Origin of the sequence: Thermus hydrothermalis (assembly GCF_022760925.1) — a bacterium.
GTDB classification, from domain to species: Bacteria; Deinococcota; Deinococci; order Deinococcales; family Thermaceae; genus Thermus; species Thermus hydrothermalis.
This window is the reverse complement of the sequence record NZ_JAKTNT010000026.1, coordinates 1-20,464: the sequence shown is the minus strand read 5'-3', so window position 1 is coordinate 20,464 and position 20,464 is coordinate 1. Positions and strand designations below refer to the sequence as shown.

Genomic DNA, 20,464 nt, shown 5'->3' with positions numbered 1-20,464 from the left:
CTACACCCCTTGGCCTCTCTCTTGGGGTGGTCCAAATTTGGGGCAGCACTTCAACTTGCACCTCTCGTATATCCCGCACAAACACCCATCCCCCACCCCTGCCCCCTGAGGGGGAGGCTAGAGCTTGAGAAGCGAGAGCTCCCGCATGGAGACCCGGGCCACCAGCTCAGGAAGGAGCCCTCTCGCCGCCTCCCGATCTGCTTCGCCGTGGAGAAGGCTTTGAGGAGCGCCCGCAGATGGGCGCTTGCCAGGATGGCCGGGGGTACGGGTTGGGCTGTGGGCATGGTACCCGCCATCAGACGAGAAACGAAGAGCCCTTTTCAAGGGGCCACGGTGGATAAGTATCCTCCGGGTGTATAAGTACAAGTTTTGAGGTGCCAAAGAGTATCTCCTTTCCACCCTCAGGAAACGGGGGTAGAATTTCCGTTGGACGGGAACCAAGGGGATGGGGTAGGGTGGCCCCGTGAAGCGGAGCGCTTGGGAAGTGTACGAGCCGGTTCTGGAGGCAGCAGTGCGGGAAGGGGAGAGGCAGATCATGCGTGTCCTACCTGCCTGAACTGGACCGCTTTCTGGGCCTTCGCTCAGGGGCTTGGGCTCAGCTCCAAGTACCTCTGGCACGATCTCCTGCCGGTGGCGGATTTACCGGAGGTGTTGCGGAAAGCCTTGCGCCAGGGGTTGCCCTTGCTCTTGCGCCACAAGCTCTGGGCTTAAGACGCCCTACACCTTGCCACCGCCCTTGTGGTGGCCCATGTGGGCGGGTTGCACCTCCAGGAGCCTTCTTTTTGGACGGCGGACGGGGGGTAGGCGGAAGTGGCCAAGGCAGAAGGTCTGGGGTGAGGCGGGTGTGGGTGGGAGCGGGATGGGCTCCGTCCGGGTGTGAGCTTCCCAGCAACCTAGGAGACACCCTTATCCTCCCGGGGTTCTTCTCTTGCCCGGGGATGTACGCAGGTGCTCGCGAGCGCTCGCGTGCATGCCCGGTCATACCAGATGTTGCCAATCACCTCCCCCTTTCCCCTTCTTATCCTCGCCCAAGGAGGTAGGCGTGCATGAGCGGGCACGCGCGGTCATACCAATCGTTGCTAATGGTGTTCCGCTTGGCGCCCTCGAGGCCCCTCACCCTAGACCGCCCTTCCTCCTCAGGGGGTAGCCCCGGACCGCCCTCGAGGGCTCCCTAGGGCATGGGACTTCGCCCTCGGCCAAGGAAGCCATGAAGACGCCGGAAGTTCTGGAGCCCACCACGGCCTGGTTCGGGAGGTGGTGGACGCCCTGGCTCCGGGGAGGGACGGCTTGATTTGGGTGAGCCCCCAGGGGGTGCGGACCCTCCACGTAACTCTGGTCCATCCCCACGTGCGTGGGGACTACTCTACTGATGCCCCCACCCCCGCCCTCAAGGTCGGTCCATCCCCACGTGCGTGGGGACTACAGGGGTCATGCGTAGGAAATCGCACGGCAAAACGGTCCATCCCCACGTGCGTGGGGACTACTGGCGTTTACTACCTGGGCCGCACCCTGAGCCCGGTCCATCCCCACGTGCGTGGGGACTACTAGCATCACATAGCCCCCGTTGCACAAGAGCTGGTCCATCCCCACGTGCGTGGGGACTACGGCTTCATGGGGGTTTTCTGCAAAGCGCGCGAACGGTCCATCCCCACGTGCGTGGGGACTACGAACCCGCATGAGGTGAGATATGGGGAAGAAGAGGTCCATCCCCACGTGCGTGGGGACTACGCAGTACGCTTGGGCGTCGGTTTTGGCGTGAACGGTCCATCCCCACGTGCGTGGGGACTACTGTTACCTATCCTATCGCTGGGGAGCTCACTCCGGTCCATCCCCACGTGCGTGGGGACTACAGGTGGGTCAAGTGGTCTGAATGGCTTCAAGCCGGTCCATCCCCACGTGCGTGGGGACTACTTGACATCATCGTATGGGACAGAACCTATAACCGGTCCATCCCCACGTGCGTGGGGACTACGACTCCCACCCGCCTTGCTCACGGGCTTGATGAGGTCCATCCCCACGTGCGTGGGGACTACAGCGTCTTTTCTGCTTCCGCCTCCGCCTCCGCGGTCCATCCCCACGTGCGTGGGGACTACAAATCGCGACCACCAAACGCCGCCCCCGACGGCGGTCCATCCCCACGTGCGTGGGGACTACCCCCGCCCCCCCGCCTACTCCTGAGCCCTATGAGGTCCATCCCCACGTGCGTGGGGACTACTGCGTAAGCGCCTCCAGGAGCTACGGGCCGAGCGGTCCATCCCCACGTGCGTGGGGACTACAATGACCCTCTCTATGCCGCTATAGGGCAACTCCGGTCCATCCCCACGTGCGTGGGGACTACCGGCTCATGGCGGCCCCGGGCCGGTCCCGGAACGGTCCATCCCCACGTGCGTGGGGACTACTGGAGCCGGAGGAGCAGGAATGGTGGGCCTCCGGTCCATCCCCACGTGCGTGGGGACTACTCAATGTTCTCGGCCGTCCTCAGTACCAACCGCGGTCCATCCCCACGTGCGTGGGGACTACGGACGCCCTAACCTCTACCCGAATGCGAGCACGGTCCATCCCCACGTGCGTGGGGACTACTGGTTCTCTTCGCCATCAAGGAAGTGGAAGGCCGGTCCATCCCCACGTGCGTGGGGACTACCCTCCGGTAAGGCTTGAGCACCAAAAGGCCACCGGTCCATCCCCACGTGCGTGGGGACTACTAGAGGACGCGCCCATCCGCTACCACGCGGAGCGGTCCATCCCCACGTGCGTGGGGACTACAACCCTCCACAGCGTCCCAGAGGAAGAAGGCGCGGTCCATCCCCACGTGCGTGGGGACTACTACATCCCCGTAAGCGTCAACCTGGAAGATGCCGGTCCATCCCCACGTGCGTGGGGACTACGGTTTCTGGCCCAAGGCATAGGCACCCCCCTACGGTCCATCCCCACGTGCGTGGGGACTACACATGACCCAGACGACAAAAATGGCCGCTGACCCCCCGCTAAGTGTCATATTGGGAATGCTCCCAAAAGATGGCCGGAAAAGGGTAGGTTGTCAAGCTCCCTACTGGGCTCGGTTATCCGCCTAGCCAATGGGCATGCCGATTCGTGGCCCAGCCTAGTGCATAATACCACGCCCTGGGGCGGAAAGGGAGTAAACTTTTGAGGCAATGGCAAGCCTGCCCAAAAGCGCGCGTCTTCTGGATATGGTGGACCGGCTTCGCCTCAGACCTTATCGGGTTTCCGAGTTGGCCCGCCACTTCGGGGTGAGCGAGCGCACGGTGGAGCGGGACCTCGAGGCCCTCTCCCTTCAAGGCTACCCGGTGGAGCGGGTGGGGCGTGGTGTTTACCGTATACCCGACCGCCCTCCCGCCCTCCATCCCGTGGAGGCCTTAGCCCTCTTCGCTGCAGGCCGTCTCCTATACCATCAAGCGCCTACTCGGCAGTACGGAGCGGCTTTGGAAAAGCTTGCACGCATGCTTCCCGAACCCTTGCGAAACCTTCTCCTGAAGAGCGCCGCGGGCCTGAGCGAGCGTAGGGGTGACAGCCGGAACTTGGAAATGGTAGCTCGGGCGCTTCTGGAGCGGCGAGTGCTTGCTTTTGAGTACCGGTCTGGTGGCTCCAAGAACTGGCGCCCTAAGGAGCTCCTGGTCTATTTTCTGGAAGCGAACCGCACCAACTTGGGACTCTACGCCGTGGGCTACGAGCGTAGCTATCATCGCTCTATCCTCACCTTCAAGCTTTCCCGCATGCGCAATGCCCGTTTGCTGGATGAAAGCTATGCGCTTCCCGAAGACTTTGACCCGAGCCTCTACTTCCGCCAAGCCTGGGGCGTGGTGGGAATACGGGGGGAAGTGGTGGATATTCGCCTTCGCTTCGCCCCCGAGGCGGCATGGCGCGTTTTGGAAGGGGACTACCCCGGCTTGGAGATTGAACGGGAACTCCCCGATGGGGGGCTTCTGGCGCGGGTGAAGGCGGCTCCTTTTAAAGGCGGCGTGCCGTGGGAGGTTTTGGCCTGGATCCAAAGCTTTGGCCCCCGTGTGGAGGTTTTGGCCCCGGCTGAGCTCCGGGCCCTTTGGTTAGAAGAGGCGCGGAAGGTCTTGGAAAAGGCGGCAACCCCTGTCGGTTCCCCGGTTTAAAAGGAGGAAGATGGGCGTGGACATTGCCGACGCCGCATTAGTCCTTTGGGCGAAAAGCGGGAACCCTTACCACCCCCTTTTAGGACACATGCTTGACGCCGCAGCCGTAGCCCAAGCCATTCTTTTCCGCGAGCCTCACCGTACCCTTTGTCTCTATGCCCAGGACTTTGGCCTGAAGCCGGAGGAGGCGGTAGCCTGGGTGGCCTTCCTTACGGGACTCCACGACCTGGGCAAGGCCAGCCCCGTTTTCCAAGCCGCCTGGGCGGAGGGGGCCGCAAGGGTTTGGGAGTCTGGGCTTACCTGGAACAAGGGGTTGGTGGAGGAAAAGGCTTCCTGGGTGGCGCACGGCGTTTTGACCGAGCTTTACGTGCGGGAGTCCCTGCGTGCCTTTGGGGTTGGGCGGAGGGCCGCTTCCAAGTTGGCGTGGGCGCTTGGGGCCCATCACGGGTTTCCCGCTCGGAAGGATGAAGTTGATCTGGCGCGCCTTCACATGGAAGCGGAGCCCCCGGCCTGGGCAGGAGCGCGGAAGTGGCTCGTAGAGCGCCTTTATCAGGCGATCGGGGTCCGTGCGCCGGAGATCCAAGACGTTTCGCCCCAGGCGGTGCTGCGGGTTATGGCCCTGACTTCCTTCGCCGATTGGATTGCCTCCGACCCAGGCTTCTTCCCCTATGGCCGGGATCCTACGGGGCCTGATTATTGGAGAGAAGCCTTGGAGCTAGCGGAAAAGGCGTTGGACCGGGTGGGGTGGCGCAGGCCAGGGGCGGTAGAGCGAAGGGACTTCGCCCAGATCTTTACCTTCCCCCCCAACGAGCTTCAAAGGGGTATCCCCCTGCTTTTGGAAGGCACACAGGAACCCATTTTGCTCCTCGTGGAGGCTCCCATGGGCATGGGCAAGACCGAGGCGGCTTTGTACGCCTATCACCTTCTGGTGGAGCGCCTGAGCCACCGCGGCCTTTACATGGCCCTGCCCACCCAGGCCACGGCCAACGGCCTTTTCCCCCGGGTGCGGGCCTTCTTGGAGAGCTTGGGGGTGGGGCCCCTGGACCTCCAGCTCCAACACGGCACGGCCATGCTGAATCCCCTTTACGAGGACCTCTTGGAACGCGCCCACCCGGCCCAAGTGTATGAGGATGATGGGCAAGCAAGCGTTTCCGCATCCGCTTGGTTTTCCGCCAAGAAGCGGGCCATGCTCTCTCCCCACGGGGTCGGAACCTTGGACCAGGCGCTCCTGGGGGTGCTCACGGTCAAACACCACTTCGTGCGGCTTTGGGGTCTCATGAACCGAGTGGTGGTGCTGGACGAGGTCCACGCCTACGACACCTACACCTCGGGCCTCCTCGAGGGCCTTCTCCGCTGGCTCAAGTCCCTAGGCTCCAGCGTCATCCTCATGACCGCCACGCTCCCCAAGGCCAAGCGGGAGGCGCTCCTGGCGGCGTGGGGGGTATCGGGGGAGGGGCTTCCTCCTTATCCCCGGTTGGCCGTTTTCGGCGAGCGGTTTCTTGGGGGGAAAAGCCTACCCTACCCTGAAAGGACGGTGGCCCTGCGAAGCGCTCCTGTGAAACCCGAAGCCCTGGCAAAGGACCTCCGTGCGGCGCTACCCGGGGCTTTGGGTGCGGTGGTAAACACCGTGGACCGGGCCCAGGCCCTCTACCTGGCCTTGGGCGAGGGCAAGCCCCTCACGTTGGGGGATTTATTGGGCCGCTTCGGCCCCCCGGCGGCGGAAGGCCCGTGGATGGAGCTATGGCAGGTGCGGCAGGAAAAGGCTGAAGAAGTGGTGGGCAAGGCTCTTCCCGACGGGACCCTGGTATTCCTCCTCCACGCCCGCTTCCCCGCCGAGGAAAGGGCCTTACGGGAGACGGTGGCCCTGGCGCTTTTTGGAAAGCGGGGGCCCAGGCCCGAGCGGGCGATCCTCGTGGCCACCCAGGTGGCCGAGCAGAGCCTGGACCTGGACTTTGACCTCCTTTACAGCGACCTGGCCCCCGTGGACCTCCTTTTCCAGCGGGCGGGGAGGCTTCACCGCCACAAGAGGCCTCGCCCTCCGCACCACGGGAAACCCCAGCTTTGGGTGGGCGGCCTGGAGGAGCCCCGCTTCGGCGGCGACCTCTACTGGGACCGGGTTTACGAGGAGTACGTCCTCCTCTCCACCTGGGTTTCCTTGCAAGGCCGGGATGCGCTCCGGTTTCCGCAGGACCTCGAGGCCCTCTTGGAAGAGGTGTACGAGCGAAAGCCCGAAGCTTTCCCTGCAGAACTCCAAAAGCGGGCGCAAGAAAGCCATCGGCGTCTATCGGAGCGTTGGCTAAAGGAGGCGGAAACCGCCAAGAACGTGGCGCTTTCCGACCCGGCGAAGCTCACCCGGGAAGGGGACGCGGCCCACCTCGCCGCAGGCTTCCGCCTAGACGATGAGGCAGAGAGCCCCCAAACCCAGCGCCTCCTCACCCGCCTCGGGGAGCCCAGCGTGGCCGTGGTTCCCCTTTACCGGATAGGGGAAACGCTCTACTTGGACCCCCAGGGAAGGCGGCCCGCCCGGCTTAAGGGCAAGCTTGCCAAGGAAGAGGCTGTGGCCCTGTGGCGGCGTGCGGTGCGCCTTTCGCGCTTTCCTATACCCCAGGAGCTCTCTCGGGAAAGACCCCCTGCGTCCTGGAGCGAAAGCGGCCTCCTGCACGCCCTTAGGCCCTTGGAGGTGGGCCGGGTGTTCGGGGAGGGCAGGGGAGCTTTCCGCGTGGAGCTTCACCCCGAGCTCGGGGTGGTGTACGTTCGTCTTTCCGACAACAGCTGACGGGATTGGGCGTTAATCTGGGAACAGGTGAGAAGGTGGAAAAGTTTAACTTGCTTGAGGAACCGTGGATCCCCGTTCTTGAGGGAGGGCAGGTGCGGGAGGTAAGCTTAAGGGAGGCCCTTCTCCAGGCTCACCGTATCACCCGCATTGAAACCGCTTCCCCCCTGGAGGAAGCTGCTCTCCACCGCCTTCTCCTCGCCATCCTCCACCGGGCGCTACCGCCAGTGAAGGACGCACTGGATGGGGCGGACCTCCTGGACCGCGGAGCTTTTGACCATGGGGCCCTCGAGGCTTACCTGGACCAATACCACGGGCGCTTTTGGCTCTTCCACCCCCAAGCTCCCTTTTTCCAAATCGCCGACCTTCCCGTGGAGGATGTCCTTCCTTGGACCAAGTTGCGCCCCGAGCTCGCCAGCGGCAACAACCCCACCCTGTTTGACCACACCACCGATCAGGACCCGCCGGAAATCTCCTATGCTGAGGCGGCCCGAGCCCTCGTGGTGCACCAAAGCTTCGCATTGGGCGGGCTACTCAAACGGCTCGGTGTGACCGCAGGTAAGGACGCCCCTTTAGCCCGTCCCGCCGTATTCCTTCCCACGGGGGACACTCTCTTTGAGACCCTCGTCTTGAACCTGGTACCCTACGATCCTAAAGGCGATGCGCCCTTTTGGGAGAACCCTCCTTTACGGCGGCGGGACGTGGAAAACGCCGCTACCAAGTGGCCCCTCTCCGGCATTACCCGGGTCTACACCTGGCCGAGCCGCGGGGTGCTTCTCTTGGACGGCGGAAAAGGGGTGCGCTGGATGGCGTATGGTCCCGGGGTGGAGCCGGATGCGGTGGCCTTCCGCGACCCCATGGCGGCTTACCGCCTAGACGCTAAGGGCAACATTTTCCCCCTTCGCCTGAGCGAGGAAAAGAGCTTTTGGCGCGATTTTAGCGCCATGCTTCCCGCCCAAGGGGGGACGCCACCCGCCACGCTCCTGCATGCAATTGGCGTCCGAGAGGAAACGGGAAGGAAATACCGGCTAAGGGTTTTGGGCCAGGTGTCGGACCAAGCCAAGGTGCTGGATGTGCGGCGGGAGGTCTACCCCCTGCCCTCGGCCATCCTTCACGAAAGAGGTGCCCTGGCGCTGGTGACAGCCTTGCGCCTAGCCGAGGATCTAGGCAAGGGGCTCACCTCGGTGGCTTGGCAGGTGGCGCGGGGCGTTCTAGGGGACAAAGACGCTTCGGAGCTGGAAGCCTTTGTCCGCTCCCTGCCCCTGCTTCCCAGTTATTGGGCGAGCCTGGATTTGGCCTTCCTGGAGTTCCTAGATGCCCTGGGTGAGCCTCACGCCTTGGAAGCTTGGCGTGAGGAGCTTCGCCGGGCGGCCCTAAGGGCCTTTGAGGCAACCCGCCTCTTTGTGGGCACAGGGGGGCGGCACCTGGCCGCTTTGGCGGCGGGTGAAAGGGCGTTGGCTATGGTGTTAGGGGCGCTTAAGGAGGTGAAAGCGTGACGGGAACCGCATTTGTGGAGTGGCTCTCCGCCTTGCAAAAGGGGTCTAGGTGGACCCCTGCTCGGGCAGCGTTGCGCCGGAGTCTGGCCTTTCCCCTGGGTACGTACCCTCCCGCCATGCCTTACGTGGAACCTTTCGTGAAGGCGGAGGGGTGGGCCCGGGAAGCCCACTACCTGGTGGCGGGGCTTTTCGCCCTCAAGGACGGCGCTCACCAGGGCGGGCGGAGTCTGGCGCAAGCCCTTTGGGAGGCGGCGAAGGAGCGGGATTCCAAAAGCGTGGAGAAGCGCTTCTTGGCCCTCTTGGATGCCGACCGCGACCAGATAGCCTTCCGGCTCCGCCAGGCGGTGGGGTTGGTGGAGGGAGGTTTGGACTTCGCCCGGCTTCTGGACGATCTATTGGACTGGTTTCACCAGAACCGGCGTGTGCAGGCCCGTTGGGCTAAGGAGTACTACGGCGCAAAGCCACAGGACCTGAAAGAAGAGGAGGTGGAGGGATGAAGCTTTTGGAAGTGCACGTGATCCAGACGGTGGCCCCTAGCAACCTGAACCGAGACGACACGGGAAGCCCTAAGGATGCCCTTTTCGGAGGGTTCCGCCGCGCTCGCATCTCCAGCCAGGCGCAGAAGCGGGCGGTGCGGGTGGCTTTTGGAGAATGGCCCCTGTTGGCCCCGGAGGAGCGCGCCGTGCGCACCAAGCGCCTGTTGGATGCGCTTTTGGAGCGTCTTCAGGACATCCCCGAAGCGCAGGCGCGCCAAGCCATTGAGAACGCTCTCAATAGCTTGGGGTTTGGCGTGAAGGAAGGGGGGGTGAGCGAGTACCTCCTTTTCCTTGGAAACCGGGAGCTAGACCGTTTGGCGGAAACGATCCGGGCCAACCTCGAGGCCCTTTTGGGCGAGGTGAAGGGAAAGAAGAAGGCGGACGTGAGTCCTGAGGTCAAAAAGGCCCTGGAACGGGTTTTGGACGGGGGTAAGGCGGTGGATCTGGCCCTTTTCGGCCGGATGCTGGCGGATCGGCCGGAGCTCGGGGTGGACGCCGCCGCCCAGGTGGCTCACGCCCTTTCCACCCACAAGGTGGACCGGGAATTTGACTTCTATACCGCCGTGGACGACCTCAACCCCAAGGAGGACACGGGTGCCGGGATGATGGGGGACGTGGAGTTTTACTCCGCTACCCTGTACCGCTACGCCGTGGTGGACTTGGAAAAGCTTTTGGAGAATCTCCAGGGCGATAAGGAATTGGCGCTTAAGGGAGCGCTCGCCTTCTTTGCGGCCTTTGCCTCCACCTTGCCCTCAGGGAAGCAAAATAGCTTTGCCGCCCATAACCCCCCGCTCTTCGTAGCCTTCCGGGCAGGAGAAGGGCTTCCCCGGAACCTCGCCACGGCCTTTGAACGGCCCATACGGCCCAGGGAGGACCGGGCGCTTTCCGCCCTCTCCGTGGAGGCCTTGGTGCGGGAATGGGAGCGCTTTGACCGGGCCTTTGGACCCTTAAGGCCCGAATGGAAGGGGGCCATTAACCTTACTGAAGCGAACCTGGGGGGTTTCCCCGTCGTAGAGGATTGGCCGACGCTCCGCAACCAGATAGAGGACGCATTAAAGGTGCTTTTGGAGGTGTAGCGTGCCCACCCTCCTCTTGCGGCTACAGGGACCGATGCAGTCATGGGGAACCCGAAGCCGCTTTGACTACCGGGACACCTGGCCTTACCCCACCAAAAGCGGGGTGGTAGGGCTTCTCGCCGCTGCCTTGGGTCGGGACCGGGCGGAGGATATCTCTGACCTGGCCTCCTTGCGCCTAGGCGTGCGGGTGGACCGAAAGGGCGTGCTTAAAGTGGATTACCAGACCGCCCAAAACGTGGTGGCCGCTAGCCTCAAGGCCCAACGGGATGTCCAAAGTTGGCGCTACTTCCTCTCGGACGCCGCTTTCTTGGTCGGCGTGGAAGGTAATAAGCCCCTTTTGGAACAGATCCATCGGGCTCTCCTGAACCCACGGTTTCCCCTTTACCTGGGAAGAAAGGGGTATCTCCCGAGCCCACCCCCTTACCTGCCCGATGGTCTCCGGGAGGAGCCTCTAGAGGAAGCTTTGCGCCGTTATCCCTACTTGGGTAGGGGAGAGCCCCGGGAGGACCTCTTGCTGGCCCTCGAGGCCCTCCAAGGCCGCTTGGTCTACGACCAGCCCGTGGCCCCCTTTAGCCAGCGCCGCTTTGGGGCCCGCTACGTGGAGGAGAGGATATTGCCCAGAGAGTTGGTTCCTAAGGGACCGCCTGCTTGGGAGGGGGTCCATGTGGATTAGTAAGCTCGTCTTGGACTTGCGGTCCAAGTCTGCCCGGCGGGACCTGGCGAACCCCTACGAGATGCACCGCACCCTTTCCCGGGCAGTCTCCCGGGCCCTCGAGGAGGGCAAGGAGCGCCTCCTTTGGCGTTTGGAACCCACCCGTACCCACGAGCGTCCCGTGGTCTTGGTGCAAACGCTCACGGAGCCCGATTGGAGCGTCTTGGAGGAAGGCTATGCGGACATCTATCCTCCAAAGCCCTTCAACCCGGTCTTCCGGCCAGGCCAAGTGCTCCGGTTCCGCTTGCGAGCGAACCCCAGCAAGCGCATAGCGGGCATAGGCAAGCGGGTCGCCCTCAAGACGTACGGGGAGAAGGTGTCCTGGCTTGAGAGGCGGTTAGCGGAGGGCGGGTTTCGCTTGGTATACGGGGAAGAGGGGCCAGCGGTGCGCATCCTACAGGACGCCTTTTTGGACGTGCCCCGGAGGAAAGTGGAGGGCGAAACCGCAAGGATACAGGTGCAAGCGGTGCTTTTTGAGGGGCGCCTCGAGGTGGTGGATCCCGAAAGGGCCCGCGCCGCCTTGGAGCGGGGTATCGGTCCGGGTAAGGCTTTGGGCCTAGGGCTCCTCTCCCTCGCCCCCTGAAGGGATTTATGCCTCCCGTGCCCAACACCCGGAACCTGAAGGAACTTCCCAAGTTCCGGGATGGCCTTTCGTACCTCTACGTGGAACATGCCTTTGTGGAGCAGGAGGCTCAGGGGATAGGCATTTACGACAAGGAGGGCTTGACCCTTGTTCCGGCGGCCGCTTTGGGCGTCCTCTTCCTCGGGCCAGGCACCCGCATCACGCACGCCGCCATACGGGCCTTGGCGGGAAACGGCTGCACCGTGTGTTGGGTAGGGGAGGGTGTGGCCCGCTTTTACGCCCAAGGACTTGGCGACATCCGAAGCGCCCTTCGCCTTGAGCGGCAGGCGAGAGCTTGGGCCGACCCGAAGTTGCACCTGGAGGTGGTCTATCGGCTTTACGAGAAGCGCTTTGCAGAGCCCCTTCCGCGGGATCTGAGCCTGGAGCAAGTGCGGGGCCTCGAGGGGGTTCGGGTTCGTACCGCTTACGCCCATTGGAGCCAGGAAACCGGTGTTCCCTGGAAGGGCCGGAGTTATGACCGGCGCAACTGGGCCGCCTCGGACCCCGTAAACCGGGCCCTATCCTCTGGCGCAGCGTACCTCTATGGGCTTGCCCACGCTGCCATCGTGAGCGCAGGTTTCAGCCCTTCTCTGGGGTTTATCCATACCGGAAAACTTCTTTCCTTCGTTTACGACGTGGCTGACCTCTACAAAACGGAATACCTGATACCCGCTGCCTTTCGCGCCGTAGCGGAATCTGAAGTGGAGGTTGAGCGCCGTGTCCGCCGCACCCTTCGGGAGCAAATAGAGGAGGGGAGGCTTCTTGAGCGCATGGTGGACGATCTTCTGGGCCTCTTCTCTGGACTCGGTCCCGAAGACCTTCTGTCCGAGGAGGCGGACCCTACCCACCCCGGTGGTCTTTGGGACCCGGAGGGGGTGGTGGAGGGGGGCGTGGCCTATGGTGGTGATGGTGTTGGAGAGGGTGCCGAGGAGCCTTAGAGGGGAGCTTACCCGTTGGCTTCTGGAGCTGGATACGGGCGTGTTCGTAGGGCGCGTAAATGCTACGGTCCGTGAGCTGCTTTGGGCTAAGGTGGTGGAACGTGCCGGGGATGGGCGGTGCGCTATGGCTTGGCGTACCAACAACGAGCAAGGTTTTGCGCTAAGGCTTCATGGGTATACGGACCGCTTCCTCCGGGACTTTGATGGTATACTCCTCGTGACGGTGCGCAACGCCGAGGCCATTCGCAAAGCCGAAAAGCTTGTGCGCCTCACTAAGGGCTTGCGCGGGGAGCTTGACAAGTAAATCTCGGAATGGCTCCTTTTAAGACACATAGAGGGGGGTCAATCGGGGTTTTTGCCGTCCTGGTCAAGTGTAGTCCCCACACGCGTGGGGATGGACCGTTCAAGTGGCCCGTGGGGCGGGAGCTCACGGAGTAGTCCCCACACGCGTGGGGATGGACCGCAAAAGCGAGGCCTCCCGGCTCATTGACGCTCGTAGTCCCCACACGCGTGGGGATGGACCTGCTGGAGAGCGAACCGGCGCGCATGAGGTTGCGTAGTCCCCACACGCGTGGGGATGGACCGCGGAGATTGCACCGCCCTTGAGCGAGCCGTGAGTAGTCCCCACACGCGTGGGGATGGACCGCGAGTTGAGGTTGCGGTGGGGTAGAGCGGGCCGTAGTCCCCACACGCGTGGGGATGGACCGATATGGGCGCGCAAAGCGCCGGGCGTGAAGGCGTAGTCCCCACACGCGTGGGGATGGACCGAACGCCGCCGACACCGCCGCCCAGGCCCAGGCCGTAGTCCCCACACGCGTGGGGATGGACCGATCAGGGCGAATAAAGTCCCCGGGGCCGACTTCGTAGTCCCCACACGCGTGGGGATGGACCGCTTCAAGCGGAGGCCCGTGCCTTGGCGGAGGCGTAGTCCCCACACGCGTGGGGATGGACCGCGGGTGCAGGTTTATGGCCGGACCAGGGCTGGTAGTCCCCACACGCGTGGGGATGGACCGGAGGCCCTGGAGCACGAGCGGAAAGCCATCTAGTAGTCCCCACACGCGTGGGGATGGACCGGAGAATGGTACCATGGGAGAGATGAACGCACAGTAGTCCCCACACGCGTGGGGATGGACCTATGACCAGGTCATTACCCTAGTTGGTGAAGATGTGCCTTCACGTCGCAGAGGAGGCCCCAACATAGAGGCCTTCGCCTTGGGCCTGGCCAAGGAGTTCCGGGACCCCGGTAGCGTCCGCTTCTACGCCTTCCTCCTGTGGGGCGCTTTGCGGGCCGAGCTCTATGGCCTCCACTCCGGGGCCCTCCGGGTTCTCGCCTGAGCGCTGGGCCGGGTGCGGGAGGCCCTGGCCACCTCCTGGGGTACTGCCACCAAGATCCGCCGCCCCGGCGCCCTCCTGGCCCACCTCCTCAAGGAGCGGGGCCTGCTCCCCCTCCTCCAGTCCGCCCCCCAGTGGCGGGTGACTTAAGGAGAGGAGGGTACGAATTCTCAATCGTTCACTCGCTTTTGGTAATTTCGGCGTTGCCTCTGTATATTTCTAATACCACGAGAATAAGGGCAGGAATGAAAAAGAGATATGTACGGTAATCTGCAAAGTACAAATAAGGTCCAAACCAGGCTATAGCCAGAAAAGGTATTCCATAAAAAAGCGCTATTTTGCTACGACCCGACCTTGCAGGCATAAAAGGGACAGGCACGGCATTTTTGCGATTTTTTAAGGTAATCCTCGTTGAAAGATTCACGTGTGGAAGTTTTTTTCTCAATTTCTTCTGCAAAGCTTACAGCGCCCACTAACAAGATGTGATAATAATAGCGGTCTAAAAGGTATATGGCAATCCACGGAATAGCAGCGCTCATTAATAATCCCCCCATAAGCCTCAATCCGTCCTCGCGGCTTCCTAGGGTAGCGGCGGCAGTCACGACCGCTGTGGCCACAAGTACTGCAAAGCTTCTTATCTGCATAAGCAATTTGTCAAGCTCTGTTATGGTCCTTTGAGCTTCCTTCCAAGCCTCTAGGAGATACTCCAGATTATTCATGGGAAAATTATACAATGGGTAGTGTGTAAGTGGCAAGCCTTCCGGATATGCGAAATTTGGGCCGGCATAAGAGCGTCGCTATAACAGAACCCAAGGAGGGCCCATGTATCAAGACTGGCTGTTCAAGGACCACCCCAGCGGCTGGCGCCTGCGCTATAAGCGGAACGGGGGCGGCTACGAGGTTTCCCGGGACGGGGTGAACTGGCGACCCGTCCCCTCCGTTACCCAAATCACCGGCATCCTCAACAAGAACCTTCACGAATGGGCGGTTCGCCAGGTGGTGGAGTACCTGCGGGAAGAGCTGGTCCCGGGCCTCGTCATCACGGAGGAAGAGGCGGGGCGGATCTTGGATGGGGCGGCCAAGGCCCACCGCCAGGCGGTCCAGAAGGCGGCGGGCCGGGGCTCGGACTTCCACGCCTGGGCGGAGGCCTACTTGAAGGGCAAACCTTTTTCCCTACCTTCCGAGGAGCCCCTGCGGAGCATGGCCCAGGCCCTCGTGGAGTGGTGGGAGGGCAATGGGGGAAGGGCGGCGCGGGGGGAGGAGGCGGTCTTCCACCCCGAACACCTCTACGCCGGGCGGGTGGACCTGGTGGCCCACTTCGGGGGGCGGCTTTTGGTGGTGGACCTGAAGACCTCCTCCCGGGTGTACCCGGAGCACCTTCTCCAGGTGGGCGCCTACGCCTTGGCCCTCCAGGCGGAGGGGGTGGCGGTGGAGGGGGGCATGGTCCTTTGTCTGGGGGACGGCCTTAAGCCGGTGGAGGTTCCCCTGGAGGAGGCGGCGGAGGCCTTTCTGGGGCTCCTCCAGGCCTGGCGGTTCGTGAAGGGCCTCAGCCCTTGAGGAGGCGCTTGTACCAGACCTTGAGGGCCTCGAGGCCCTAGACACCCACGCCCCGGCCCGGGCCCGGGCCCTCGCGGTCCTGGCGGAGCTGGCCCGTCTTGAAGGGAAAGCGGATGGGGCGCTGGCCCTCTTGGAGGAGGCCAGGGGGTTAGGGGCTTACCCCCTCATGGAGGAAGCTCTGGGCTTTCCCAAACTTTTCGCCCTGGCGGAAGACAACGGCCTCACCCTGCCCAGGGCCCGGAAAGGGCCACACAAGCCCGGGGTGAAGCTTCTCCTACGGGAAAAGCGGCTCCTGGTGGGGCGGCGGGAGGTGCCCTTGGAGGGGTCAGGGAGGGCCTTTGACCTGATGGTCCTCCTGGCGGAGGGCCCCCTTCCCTGGCAGGAGGCGGGCCGGAGGCTCTGGGAGGAGGACGGCGAGGAGGTTCGCAAGAGGCTCCACACCACGGCCTCGAGGGTCCGGGACCTGTTGGCGGACCGGGAGGCGGTGCGGTGGCGGGGGGAAGTCCTGGAGCTGGACCCGGAAAGAAGGTGGGTGGTGGTTTAGCTGGAGCGCCTCGTGGCCACCCGGTACACGCCGCCCCGGGAGCCAGAGGGGGGGCGAACCACCTGAAGAAGCTCCCGTTGAACTAAAAGTCTGAGGGCGTGGGCCGCCATGCTGGGGCTCATCTCCAGATCTTCGGCGAGCTTGCGGGCCGAATACTCACCTTCCCCCAAGGCCCAGATATGGAACCAGACCAGGCGGGCCGAGCAGGGTAGGCCCTGGAACTTTTCTGGCTGATAGAGAGGACGCCTAGGCACGCTCATAGCTTACTTCGCCCCCGCTCGTCCACCCCCGAGAGCAACCGCACCGGGTGCCCCGGCAGGTACCGGGCCACCACCGCTTCCAGGTCCCGGGCCAAGGCCCGCGCTTCCGCCTCCGGGAGTTCCGGGGCGTTTAGCAGGATCTCTAGCGTATCCTTGCTCGTCACCCTTCCTTCACCCCCTCCCTAGTGGAACGCATCGCCAAAAAGAGCTGGACCAACCTCGGGTCCAGCTTCCTCCCCGCCATGGCCTTAAGCTCCGCCTCCGCCCGCTTCGGGTCATAGGCGGGCTTGTAGGGCCTAAGGCTCACCAAGGTGTCCCACTTCTCCACGGGGATGTGCCCGCCGTGCGGAACATCCTGGCCACGGTCTGGACGGAGCGTTCAGGAAGGGGACGGTCCTTGCCGCACCTTAGCTGGTGGCCTCGGACTCCAGTCCGAGGTGTCGTCAAAAGGGTCCTCCGGTCCTACGCCACGGGGAACGCTTGCGGCGGCCTTTCCTTAGTCCTATGGGGCAAAAAGACAAGCGGAAGCCCGCAGTTTATCGTTAGGCTAGATCCATGCGCCCCGTGATCACCGGCTTCGCCGATGTGGGTGGCTTCCTCCTCACCATCTACCCCGAGCCCCAAGCGGCCCAAGCGGAGCGCCTCGAGGTGCGCCTGAAGGGGTTCCGCCTCACCGAAAAGCGGGACCCCTTAGCCCCCCTGGACGCCCGGCTCAGCTCGGTGCCCTACCTGGGGCACCTCCTCAGCCCCGCCATCCTTCCCCTCGCCCTCATCCTCCTCTTCGGCGCCCTCCAGACCTGGCGGGTGGAGGCCCCGCAACTGGCCCTTTTCTTCCTCGCCTCCAGCGCCCTCTTGGGGGTGGTCTACCGGGTGACGGGCCAGGCCCGCTGGCACACCCTGGAGCACCAGAGCGTGCAGCTTCTCCAGGAGCTTTTGGAGGCGGGAAAGCCCCTCCAAGGGGAAGCCCTCGAGGCCGCCCTCCGCGCCAAGGACCCCTTCCACCCCTACTGCGGTAGCCTCATCCCCGCCCGCCTCTTCGGGCCCATGGCGTTCTTCGCCCTCTTCCTCCCCATAGGGCCTTCCGCCCTCCTTTCCCTCCTCCTCTACCCCCTCTTGGCCGAGGGAAAGGGCAACCTCTTTGAGAGGCTCTACCAAGGCCTCTTCCTGGCCCGCCCCAGGGAAAGGGAGGTGAAGGCCACGGTCCGGGCCCTCGAGGCCTACCTGGCCCAAAAGCTAAACGACACGGTCTAAGCCTTCCCCAAGGCCCTCCTTGGGCTTCCTCCTGGGACGGGAGGATTCCGCTAAACCCCCGACACCGCCACATGCTCCCGGTCCCCAAGGGGCTTCACCTTGCCCTCCTTTTGCCCACCGCCCTAGCGCAAGCGTTCTGGAGCCACCGGGGGAAGCCCTCGCCTTCTACACCGGCGACGAAACGGAACGCCAGCTTAAGCGCGTGAAAAGCGCCTGGGACCAGGGGCAGGTGCGCCTCCTGGTGCCACCGCCGCCAAGGGAGGAACCGGCCTCTTCTGCCGCGACACCCACGGGGGCATGCCCACCGCCCAGGTGGTCCTCATTCTGGCCTGGACCGCCACCCGACTGGACCAGATCCTGGGCCTGGTGGTGCGCATCGAGATGAGAAACCTTGTGCGCATCATCCTTCCCGCCGCCCCCGTTCCCTTTGAGCGCAAGCTCGCCAAAGCGATCGCCGCCTGCTTGCGCACCTTATACCACCCCGTGCGGGGTGGGGAAGGGGTGGTGCCGGACTGAGCAATCCAAGCCTTCCTCCAAGACCTAGCCGTTGTGGACCCGGAGGGGGTTCTCCCGCCTCGTGGAGGAGGACGGGGCCCTGAGTGCCCGTACCCTCTTCTTATATAATCCTATCCATGGGCAACAGTCCGGTGCGCAGAGCTTCCCATGAGCGTGATTTTGACCAACTGGCCTGCGAGTTCTTCAAACTATTTGCACGGTTTGAGTGCGCGCTGAAGAAGATGGGCTACTATTTGGGGGGAAACCGTGACGTTAAGGTAGACTGGGATAGATTCGCTAGGGAGGTGGGCTCTTCTGTTCTCCAAAATGGGGACCCTAAAATCAAAGAAGCCGTTGATTACCTTTTTAATAACCCTCCGAAGCGTCAGGTTGACAGAGGGGGGCGTCTTGTGTGGGAGGAGGCTCGCAGTAGGGAAAGGTCTGCCAGGGTTTTATTCAGGTACATTCGCACGGTCCGAAATAACCTCTTCCACGGGGAAAAGCTCGGCTGCGGTCAGGATGTTACCGCTAGGGATAAACGGCTTGTGGAGTGCTCGCTAACGGTTCTAAATCAGATAAGAAAAGCACACAAAGAGCTGGCCAAATATCTTCCGGATACATAGGGAAGGCTCTGTCGCCACGGCAGGAGTACTGTCCCCGAAGCGCAACCGGTCGTGTTCCTGAGTGTGCCCCCTCTGGGGTGGTTAGGGATCTAGGGGAAAGGAAGGGGGTGCCAGGACCACGCCAGGGGCAAAGCCCCTAGCCGTTCCTCCCGGTCAATGTCGGGGTGCAGCAAGGCGCTATGCACCTGACCCAAATGCGTCAGGCAGGGTAGGTCCTACCCCTCCCCCCACCCTGGCAGGAGGAGGCTCCGCATCCCGGTCCAGTAGGCCACCTTCTCCTTGGGATGCCCCGCCTGGAGGTACCTGCGGATGGCCCGCCACCTTAGGCGGTGGAGGAGATCCCCCCGGGCCCGGTCGCCCTTGGCGGCCATTCCCGCCAGGCGGGCGAGCTCCTTGAGGAGCCACTTGGCGTCGTCGTAGGTGAAGGGCTTCCCCTTGCCCTTCCTGGGCCCCGGGGAGAGGAGGAGGTGAGGGTAGGGGAGGGGCTGGTGGCTCGCCAGGTAGTCCCGCAAGGGGAGCCAGTCCTCCAGGACCTCCTTGACCCAAGGGGAGAGGGGGACCTCCCTTAGCCGCTCCCCCCGCACCAGAAGCCTCTCCCCCTGCAGGTCCGCCCGCCACAGGCCCACCGCCTCCTTGGCGGTGAGGCCCACCTCCCCCACCAGGACCAGGAGGACCTTGAGGACGGGACGCCAGTAGGCGGGGGTGTAGCTCTCCGCCAAGCTCCAGAGGCGCCCCCACTCTTCCTCCGTGAGGGGCCTCCGGCTCAGGGCGTAAGGGGTGAAACGCGGGGGATACTCCACATGGGGGGGCATGGGATGCCCGGCCCACTCCAGGAAGCGGAGGAAATGGCCCAAAGCCCCCCGGGCCCGCTCCACGGTGTTCCAGGCCAAAGGCCCCTTGGTCCCCCCGGGGAAGCCGTGCGCCTTGATCCAGAGAAGGTAGGCGCGGATCTCCCCGGCCTCCAGGGCGGGCCACCTCCTCCCCTGGAGGGCGAGCCACCGGACAAAGGCCCGCACCAAGGGGGGCACCTCCCGGTCGGGCTTCTTGCGGGTGCGTACCAGGAAGGCCCACACCCCGTCCCCTAAGACCCCCTCGTCCCACCGCGCCAGGGCCTCCCCCACGAGCCGCTTCCGCTCATCTGGGAAGTCCCAAGGCTCCAGGGCCAGCCTCTCCTCCGCCATCTTCCCCTCCATAATACACCCATCCCCCACCCGCCCCAAACTGCTAAATCCTTTCTCCCTCATTCTTTATCCTGGCATCCCCTCTCCACACCGTGTCCTACACAAGTCAACTCACCCCACCCCTACCTCGCAAGACTGCTCTCCATGAGGGTTAAGGGTTGGCGGGGCAGGGTGGGTGGAGCAACAAAAGGAAAGGGGGAAGAAAAGGAAGTAAGGAGCGGCCCCTCACCGCACCCAGAGCGCCAGGCCCGAGGCGGGCGCGGTGGCGGTGGTGCTGGCGCGGGGTTCGTCCAGGTCTAGGCCCCCGTCCCCATCCCGGTCCAGGAAGGCCAGGAGCCAGTAGGTCCGGCTGGCTTCCAGGCGGAAGGTGCCTCCCCCCGCGGGGAGGTGGGTGCGGGCGCATGCGCCCCCGTCCGGGCAGACCTCGAGGGCCACCCGGTAGTCCCCCGGAGCGACCCCCTGACCCACCCGGTTCCCGAGGAGGCCCTGCGCTGGGCACTTCTCCTGCCCTACGTGTGGGCTGCAGTAGCCACCAGGGCCCAATGGCGGTACTACCGACGGTGATGGCGACGGTGACAACGATGGTCCCGGCACCCTCACCTTCTTGGCGGGAGGCTTCCCCTCCGATGGGGTGGCCACGGTTTCCGCTGGTGGGTACTCCGCCTCTCTGGGCGGCGGACAGAGCCAAAGCGTGAGCGCCATGCCGGGGTCTACGGCACCTCAGCTTCCCCGGAAGTGGCGGTCATGCGTAGCGGGAGCGGTGTGTCCTGGACGGAGGTCTACACGCTCCAGAGCGTGAGCCCTGCGCAAGTCACGGTGCGCTCCTATGGGACCTCGAGCGTGTCCGCCTCCTACAGCGGCCCCCTGCCCGGCACCTTGTGCTACGACGGTAACTGTAACCCAAGTTGCTACCCAGCCATCTTCTGGGTCAGGAGACTGATGTTATG

Annotated in this window: 22 protein-coding genes and 2 CRISPR repeat arrays; of the genes, 16 read left to right on the top strand and 6 right to left on the bottom strand. The window is 63.8% G+C overall.

Annotation, left to right across the window (positions count from 1 at the left end; translation table 11 throughout):
- Nucleotides 1-1,333: 1,333 nt before the first annotated feature.
- Nucleotides 1,334-2,946: direct repeats of the CRISPR family, unit length 29 nt; unit sequence CGGTCCATCCCCACGTGCGTGGGGACTAC.
- 206 nt (nucleotides 2,947-3,152) lie between these two features.
- From L0C60_RS12235 to L0C60_RS12865, 11 genes are all read left to right on the top strand, one after another.
- Nucleotides 3,153-4,121 (top strand): helix-turn-helix transcriptional regulator, encoded by a 969-nt coding sequence (locus L0C60_RS12235; RefSeq protein ID WP_243092891.1) that lies wholly within the window; start codon nucleotides 3,153-3,155, stop codon nucleotides 4,119-4,121.
- Between the two features lie 10 nt (nucleotides 4,122-4,131).
- Entirely contained in the window at nucleotides 4,132-6,897 is a 2,766-nt protein-coding gene (cas3, locus tag L0C60_RS12230; protein WP_243092890.1) for a CRISPR-associated helicase Cas3', read from the top strand.
- A 92-nt stretch (nucleotides 6,898-6,989) separates the two neighbouring features.
- Entirely contained in the window at nucleotides 6,990-8,390 is a 1,401-nt protein-coding gene (gene casA, locus L0C60_RS12225; RefSeq protein ID WP_460414161.1) for a type I-E CRISPR-associated protein Cse1/CasA, read from the top strand.
- Nucleotides 8,387-8,887, top strand: coding sequence for a type I-E CRISPR-associated protein Cse2/CasB (casB, locus tag L0C60_RS12220; protein WP_341474663.1), 501 nt, complete (start codon nucleotides 8,387-8,389; stop codon nucleotides 8,885-8,887). Before casA ends, casB begins: the two co-directional genes overlap by 4 nt.
- Nucleotides 8,884-10,002, top strand: coding sequence for a type I-E CRISPR-associated protein Cas7/Cse4/CasC (gene cas7e / locus L0C60_RS12215; protein WP_243092888.1), 1,119 nt, complete (start codon nucleotides 8,884-8,886; stop codon nucleotides 10,000-10,002). The genes casB and cas7e overlap by 4 nt, the downstream gene beginning before the upstream one ends.
- A gap of 1 nt (nucleotide 10,003) precedes the next feature.
- On the top strand, nucleotides 10,004-10,675 hold the full coding sequence (cas5e, locus tag L0C60_RS12210; protein WP_243092887.1) for a type I-E CRISPR-associated protein Cas5/CasD: 672 nt from the start codon (nucleotides 10,004-10,006) through the stop codon (nucleotides 10,673-10,675).
- Nucleotides 10,665-11,297: a type I-E CRISPR-associated protein Cas6/Cse3/CasE gene (gene cas6e / locus L0C60_RS12205; protein ID WP_243092886.1), complete on the top strand. Its 633-nt coding sequence runs from the start codon at nucleotides 10,665-10,667 to the stop codon at nucleotides 11,295-11,297. The genes cas5e and cas6e overlap by 11 nt, the downstream gene beginning before the upstream one ends.
- Nucleotides 11,298-11,305: 8 nt before the next feature.
- A complete protein-coding gene (gene cas1e / locus L0C60_RS12200; RefSeq protein ID WP_243092885.1) occupies nucleotides 11,306-12,274 on the top strand; it encodes a type I-E CRISPR-associated endonuclease Cas1e in 969 nt (322 codons plus the stop codon).
- Nucleotides 12,234-12,578 (top strand): type I-E CRISPR-associated endoribonuclease Cas2e, encoded by a 345-nt coding sequence (cas2e, locus tag L0C60_RS12195; protein WP_243092884.1) that lies wholly within the window; start codon nucleotides 12,234-12,236, stop codon nucleotides 12,576-12,578. Before cas1e ends, cas2e begins: the two co-directional genes overlap by 41 nt.
- A gap of 69 nt (nucleotides 12,579-12,647) precedes the next feature.
- Nucleotides 12,648-13,409: a CRISPR direct-repeat array (repeat unit 29 nt; unit sequence GTAGTCCCCACACGCGTGGGGATGGACCG).
- A 32-nt stretch (nucleotides 13,410-13,441) separates the two neighbouring features.
- Nucleotides 13,442-13,609, top strand: a complete 168-nt coding sequence (locus tag L0C60_RS12190) for a hypothetical protein (protein ID WP_243092883.1) — start codon at nucleotides 13,442-13,444, stop codon at nucleotides 13,607-13,609.
- 12 nt (nucleotides 13,610-13,621) lie between these two features.
- Entirely contained in the window at nucleotides 13,622-13,756 is a 135-nt protein-coding gene (locus L0C60_RS12865; RefSeq protein WP_279231979.1) for a hypothetical protein, read from the top strand.
- Between the two features lie 191 nt (nucleotides 13,757-13,947).
- Here L0C60_RS12865 and L0C60_RS12185 read toward each other — a convergent pair whose 3' ends face one another.
- Nucleotides 13,948-14,325: a hypothetical protein gene (locus L0C60_RS12185; protein WP_243092882.1), complete on the bottom strand. Its 378-nt coding sequence runs from the start codon at nucleotides 14,323-14,325 to the stop codon at nucleotides 13,948-13,950.
- Nucleotides 14,326-14,428: 103 nt separating this feature from the next.
- On the opposite strand from L0C60_RS12185, the gene L0C60_RS12860 reads away from it, so the two are divergent.
- Both L0C60_RS12860 and L0C60_RS12170 read left to right on the top strand, forming a co-directional pair.
- On the top strand, nucleotides 14,429-15,163 hold the full coding sequence (locus tag L0C60_RS12860) for a PD-(D/E)XK nuclease family protein (protein WP_279231978.1): 735 nt from the start codon (nucleotides 14,429-14,431) through the stop codon (nucleotides 15,161-15,163).
- Nucleotides 15,164-15,329: 166 nt separating this feature from the next.
- Nucleotides 15,330-15,707 (top strand): hypothetical protein, encoded by a 378-nt coding sequence (locus tag L0C60_RS12170; RefSeq protein ID WP_243092881.1) that lies wholly within the window; start codon nucleotides 15,330-15,332, stop codon nucleotides 15,705-15,707.
- On the opposite strand, the gene L0C60_RS12165 is transcribed toward L0C60_RS12170, so the two are convergent.
- From L0C60_RS12165 to L0C60_RS12155, 3 genes are read right to left on the bottom strand one after another with little or no spacing between them, the layout of a single operon-like run.
- Nucleotides 15,704-15,961, bottom strand: coding sequence for a transcriptional regulator (locus tag L0C60_RS12165; protein ID WP_423247978.1), 258 nt, complete (start codon nucleotides 15,959-15,961; stop codon nucleotides 15,704-15,706). The two genes, L0C60_RS12170 and L0C60_RS12165, sit on opposite strands and share 4 nt — an antisense overlap.
- 2 nt (nucleotides 15,962-15,963) lie before the next feature.
- Nucleotides 15,964-16,131: a hypothetical protein gene (locus L0C60_RS12160; RefSeq protein ID WP_243092879.1), complete on the bottom strand. Its 168-nt coding sequence runs from the start codon at nucleotides 16,129-16,131 to the stop codon at nucleotides 15,964-15,966.
- The gene (locus L0C60_RS12155) at nucleotides 16,128-16,295 is read right to left on the bottom strand and encodes a hypothetical protein (RefSeq protein WP_243092878.1); all 168 of its coding nucleotides are present in this window, start codon (nucleotides 16,293-16,295) and stop codon (nucleotides 16,128-16,130) included. Before L0C60_RS12155 ends, L0C60_RS12160 begins: the two co-directional genes overlap by 4 nt.
- Nucleotides 16,296-16,522: 227 nt before the next feature.
- Here L0C60_RS12155 and L0C60_RS12150 point away from each other — a divergent pair, with 227 nt between their 5' ends.
- The 3 genes from L0C60_RS12150 to L0C60_RS12140 all read left to right on the top strand — a co-directional run bounded on the left by L0C60_RS12150 (nucleotide 16,523) and on the right by L0C60_RS12140 (nucleotide 18,336).
- Nucleotides 16,523-17,218, top strand: a complete 696-nt coding sequence (locus L0C60_RS12150) for a hypothetical protein (protein ID WP_243092877.1) — start codon at nucleotides 16,523-16,525, stop codon at nucleotides 17,216-17,218.
- Between the two features lie 297 nt (nucleotides 17,219-17,515).
- Nucleotides 17,516-17,734 carry a hypothetical protein gene (locus L0C60_RS12145; RefSeq protein ID WP_243092876.1) on the top strand — a complete coding sequence of 73 codons (219 nt, stop codon included), beginning with the start codon at nucleotides 17,516-17,518 and terminating at the stop codon, nucleotides 17,732-17,734.
- Between the two features lie 116 nt (nucleotides 17,735-17,850).
- A complete protein-coding gene (locus L0C60_RS12140) occupies nucleotides 17,851-18,336 on the top strand; it encodes a hypothetical protein (RefSeq protein ID WP_243092875.1) in 486 nt (161 codons plus the stop codon).
- Nucleotides 18,337-18,551: 215 nt separating this feature from the next.
- On the opposite strand, the gene L0C60_RS12135 is transcribed toward L0C60_RS12140, so the two are convergent.
- Together L0C60_RS12135 and L0C60_RS12130 are read right to left on the bottom strand one after the other, a co-directional pair.
- Nucleotides 18,552-19,517 carry a site-specific integrase gene (locus tag L0C60_RS12135; RefSeq protein WP_234508698.1) on the bottom strand — a complete coding sequence of 322 codons (966 nt, stop codon included), beginning with the start codon at nucleotides 19,515-19,517 and terminating at the stop codon, nucleotides 18,552-18,554.
- A 225-nt stretch (nucleotides 19,518-19,742) separates the two neighbouring features.
- Nucleotides 19,743-19,985, bottom strand: a complete 243-nt coding sequence (locus L0C60_RS12130) for a hypothetical protein (RefSeq protein WP_234508697.1) — start codon at nucleotides 19,983-19,985, stop codon at nucleotides 19,743-19,745.
- Between the last annotated feature and the right edge of the window lie 479 nt (nucleotides 19,986-20,464).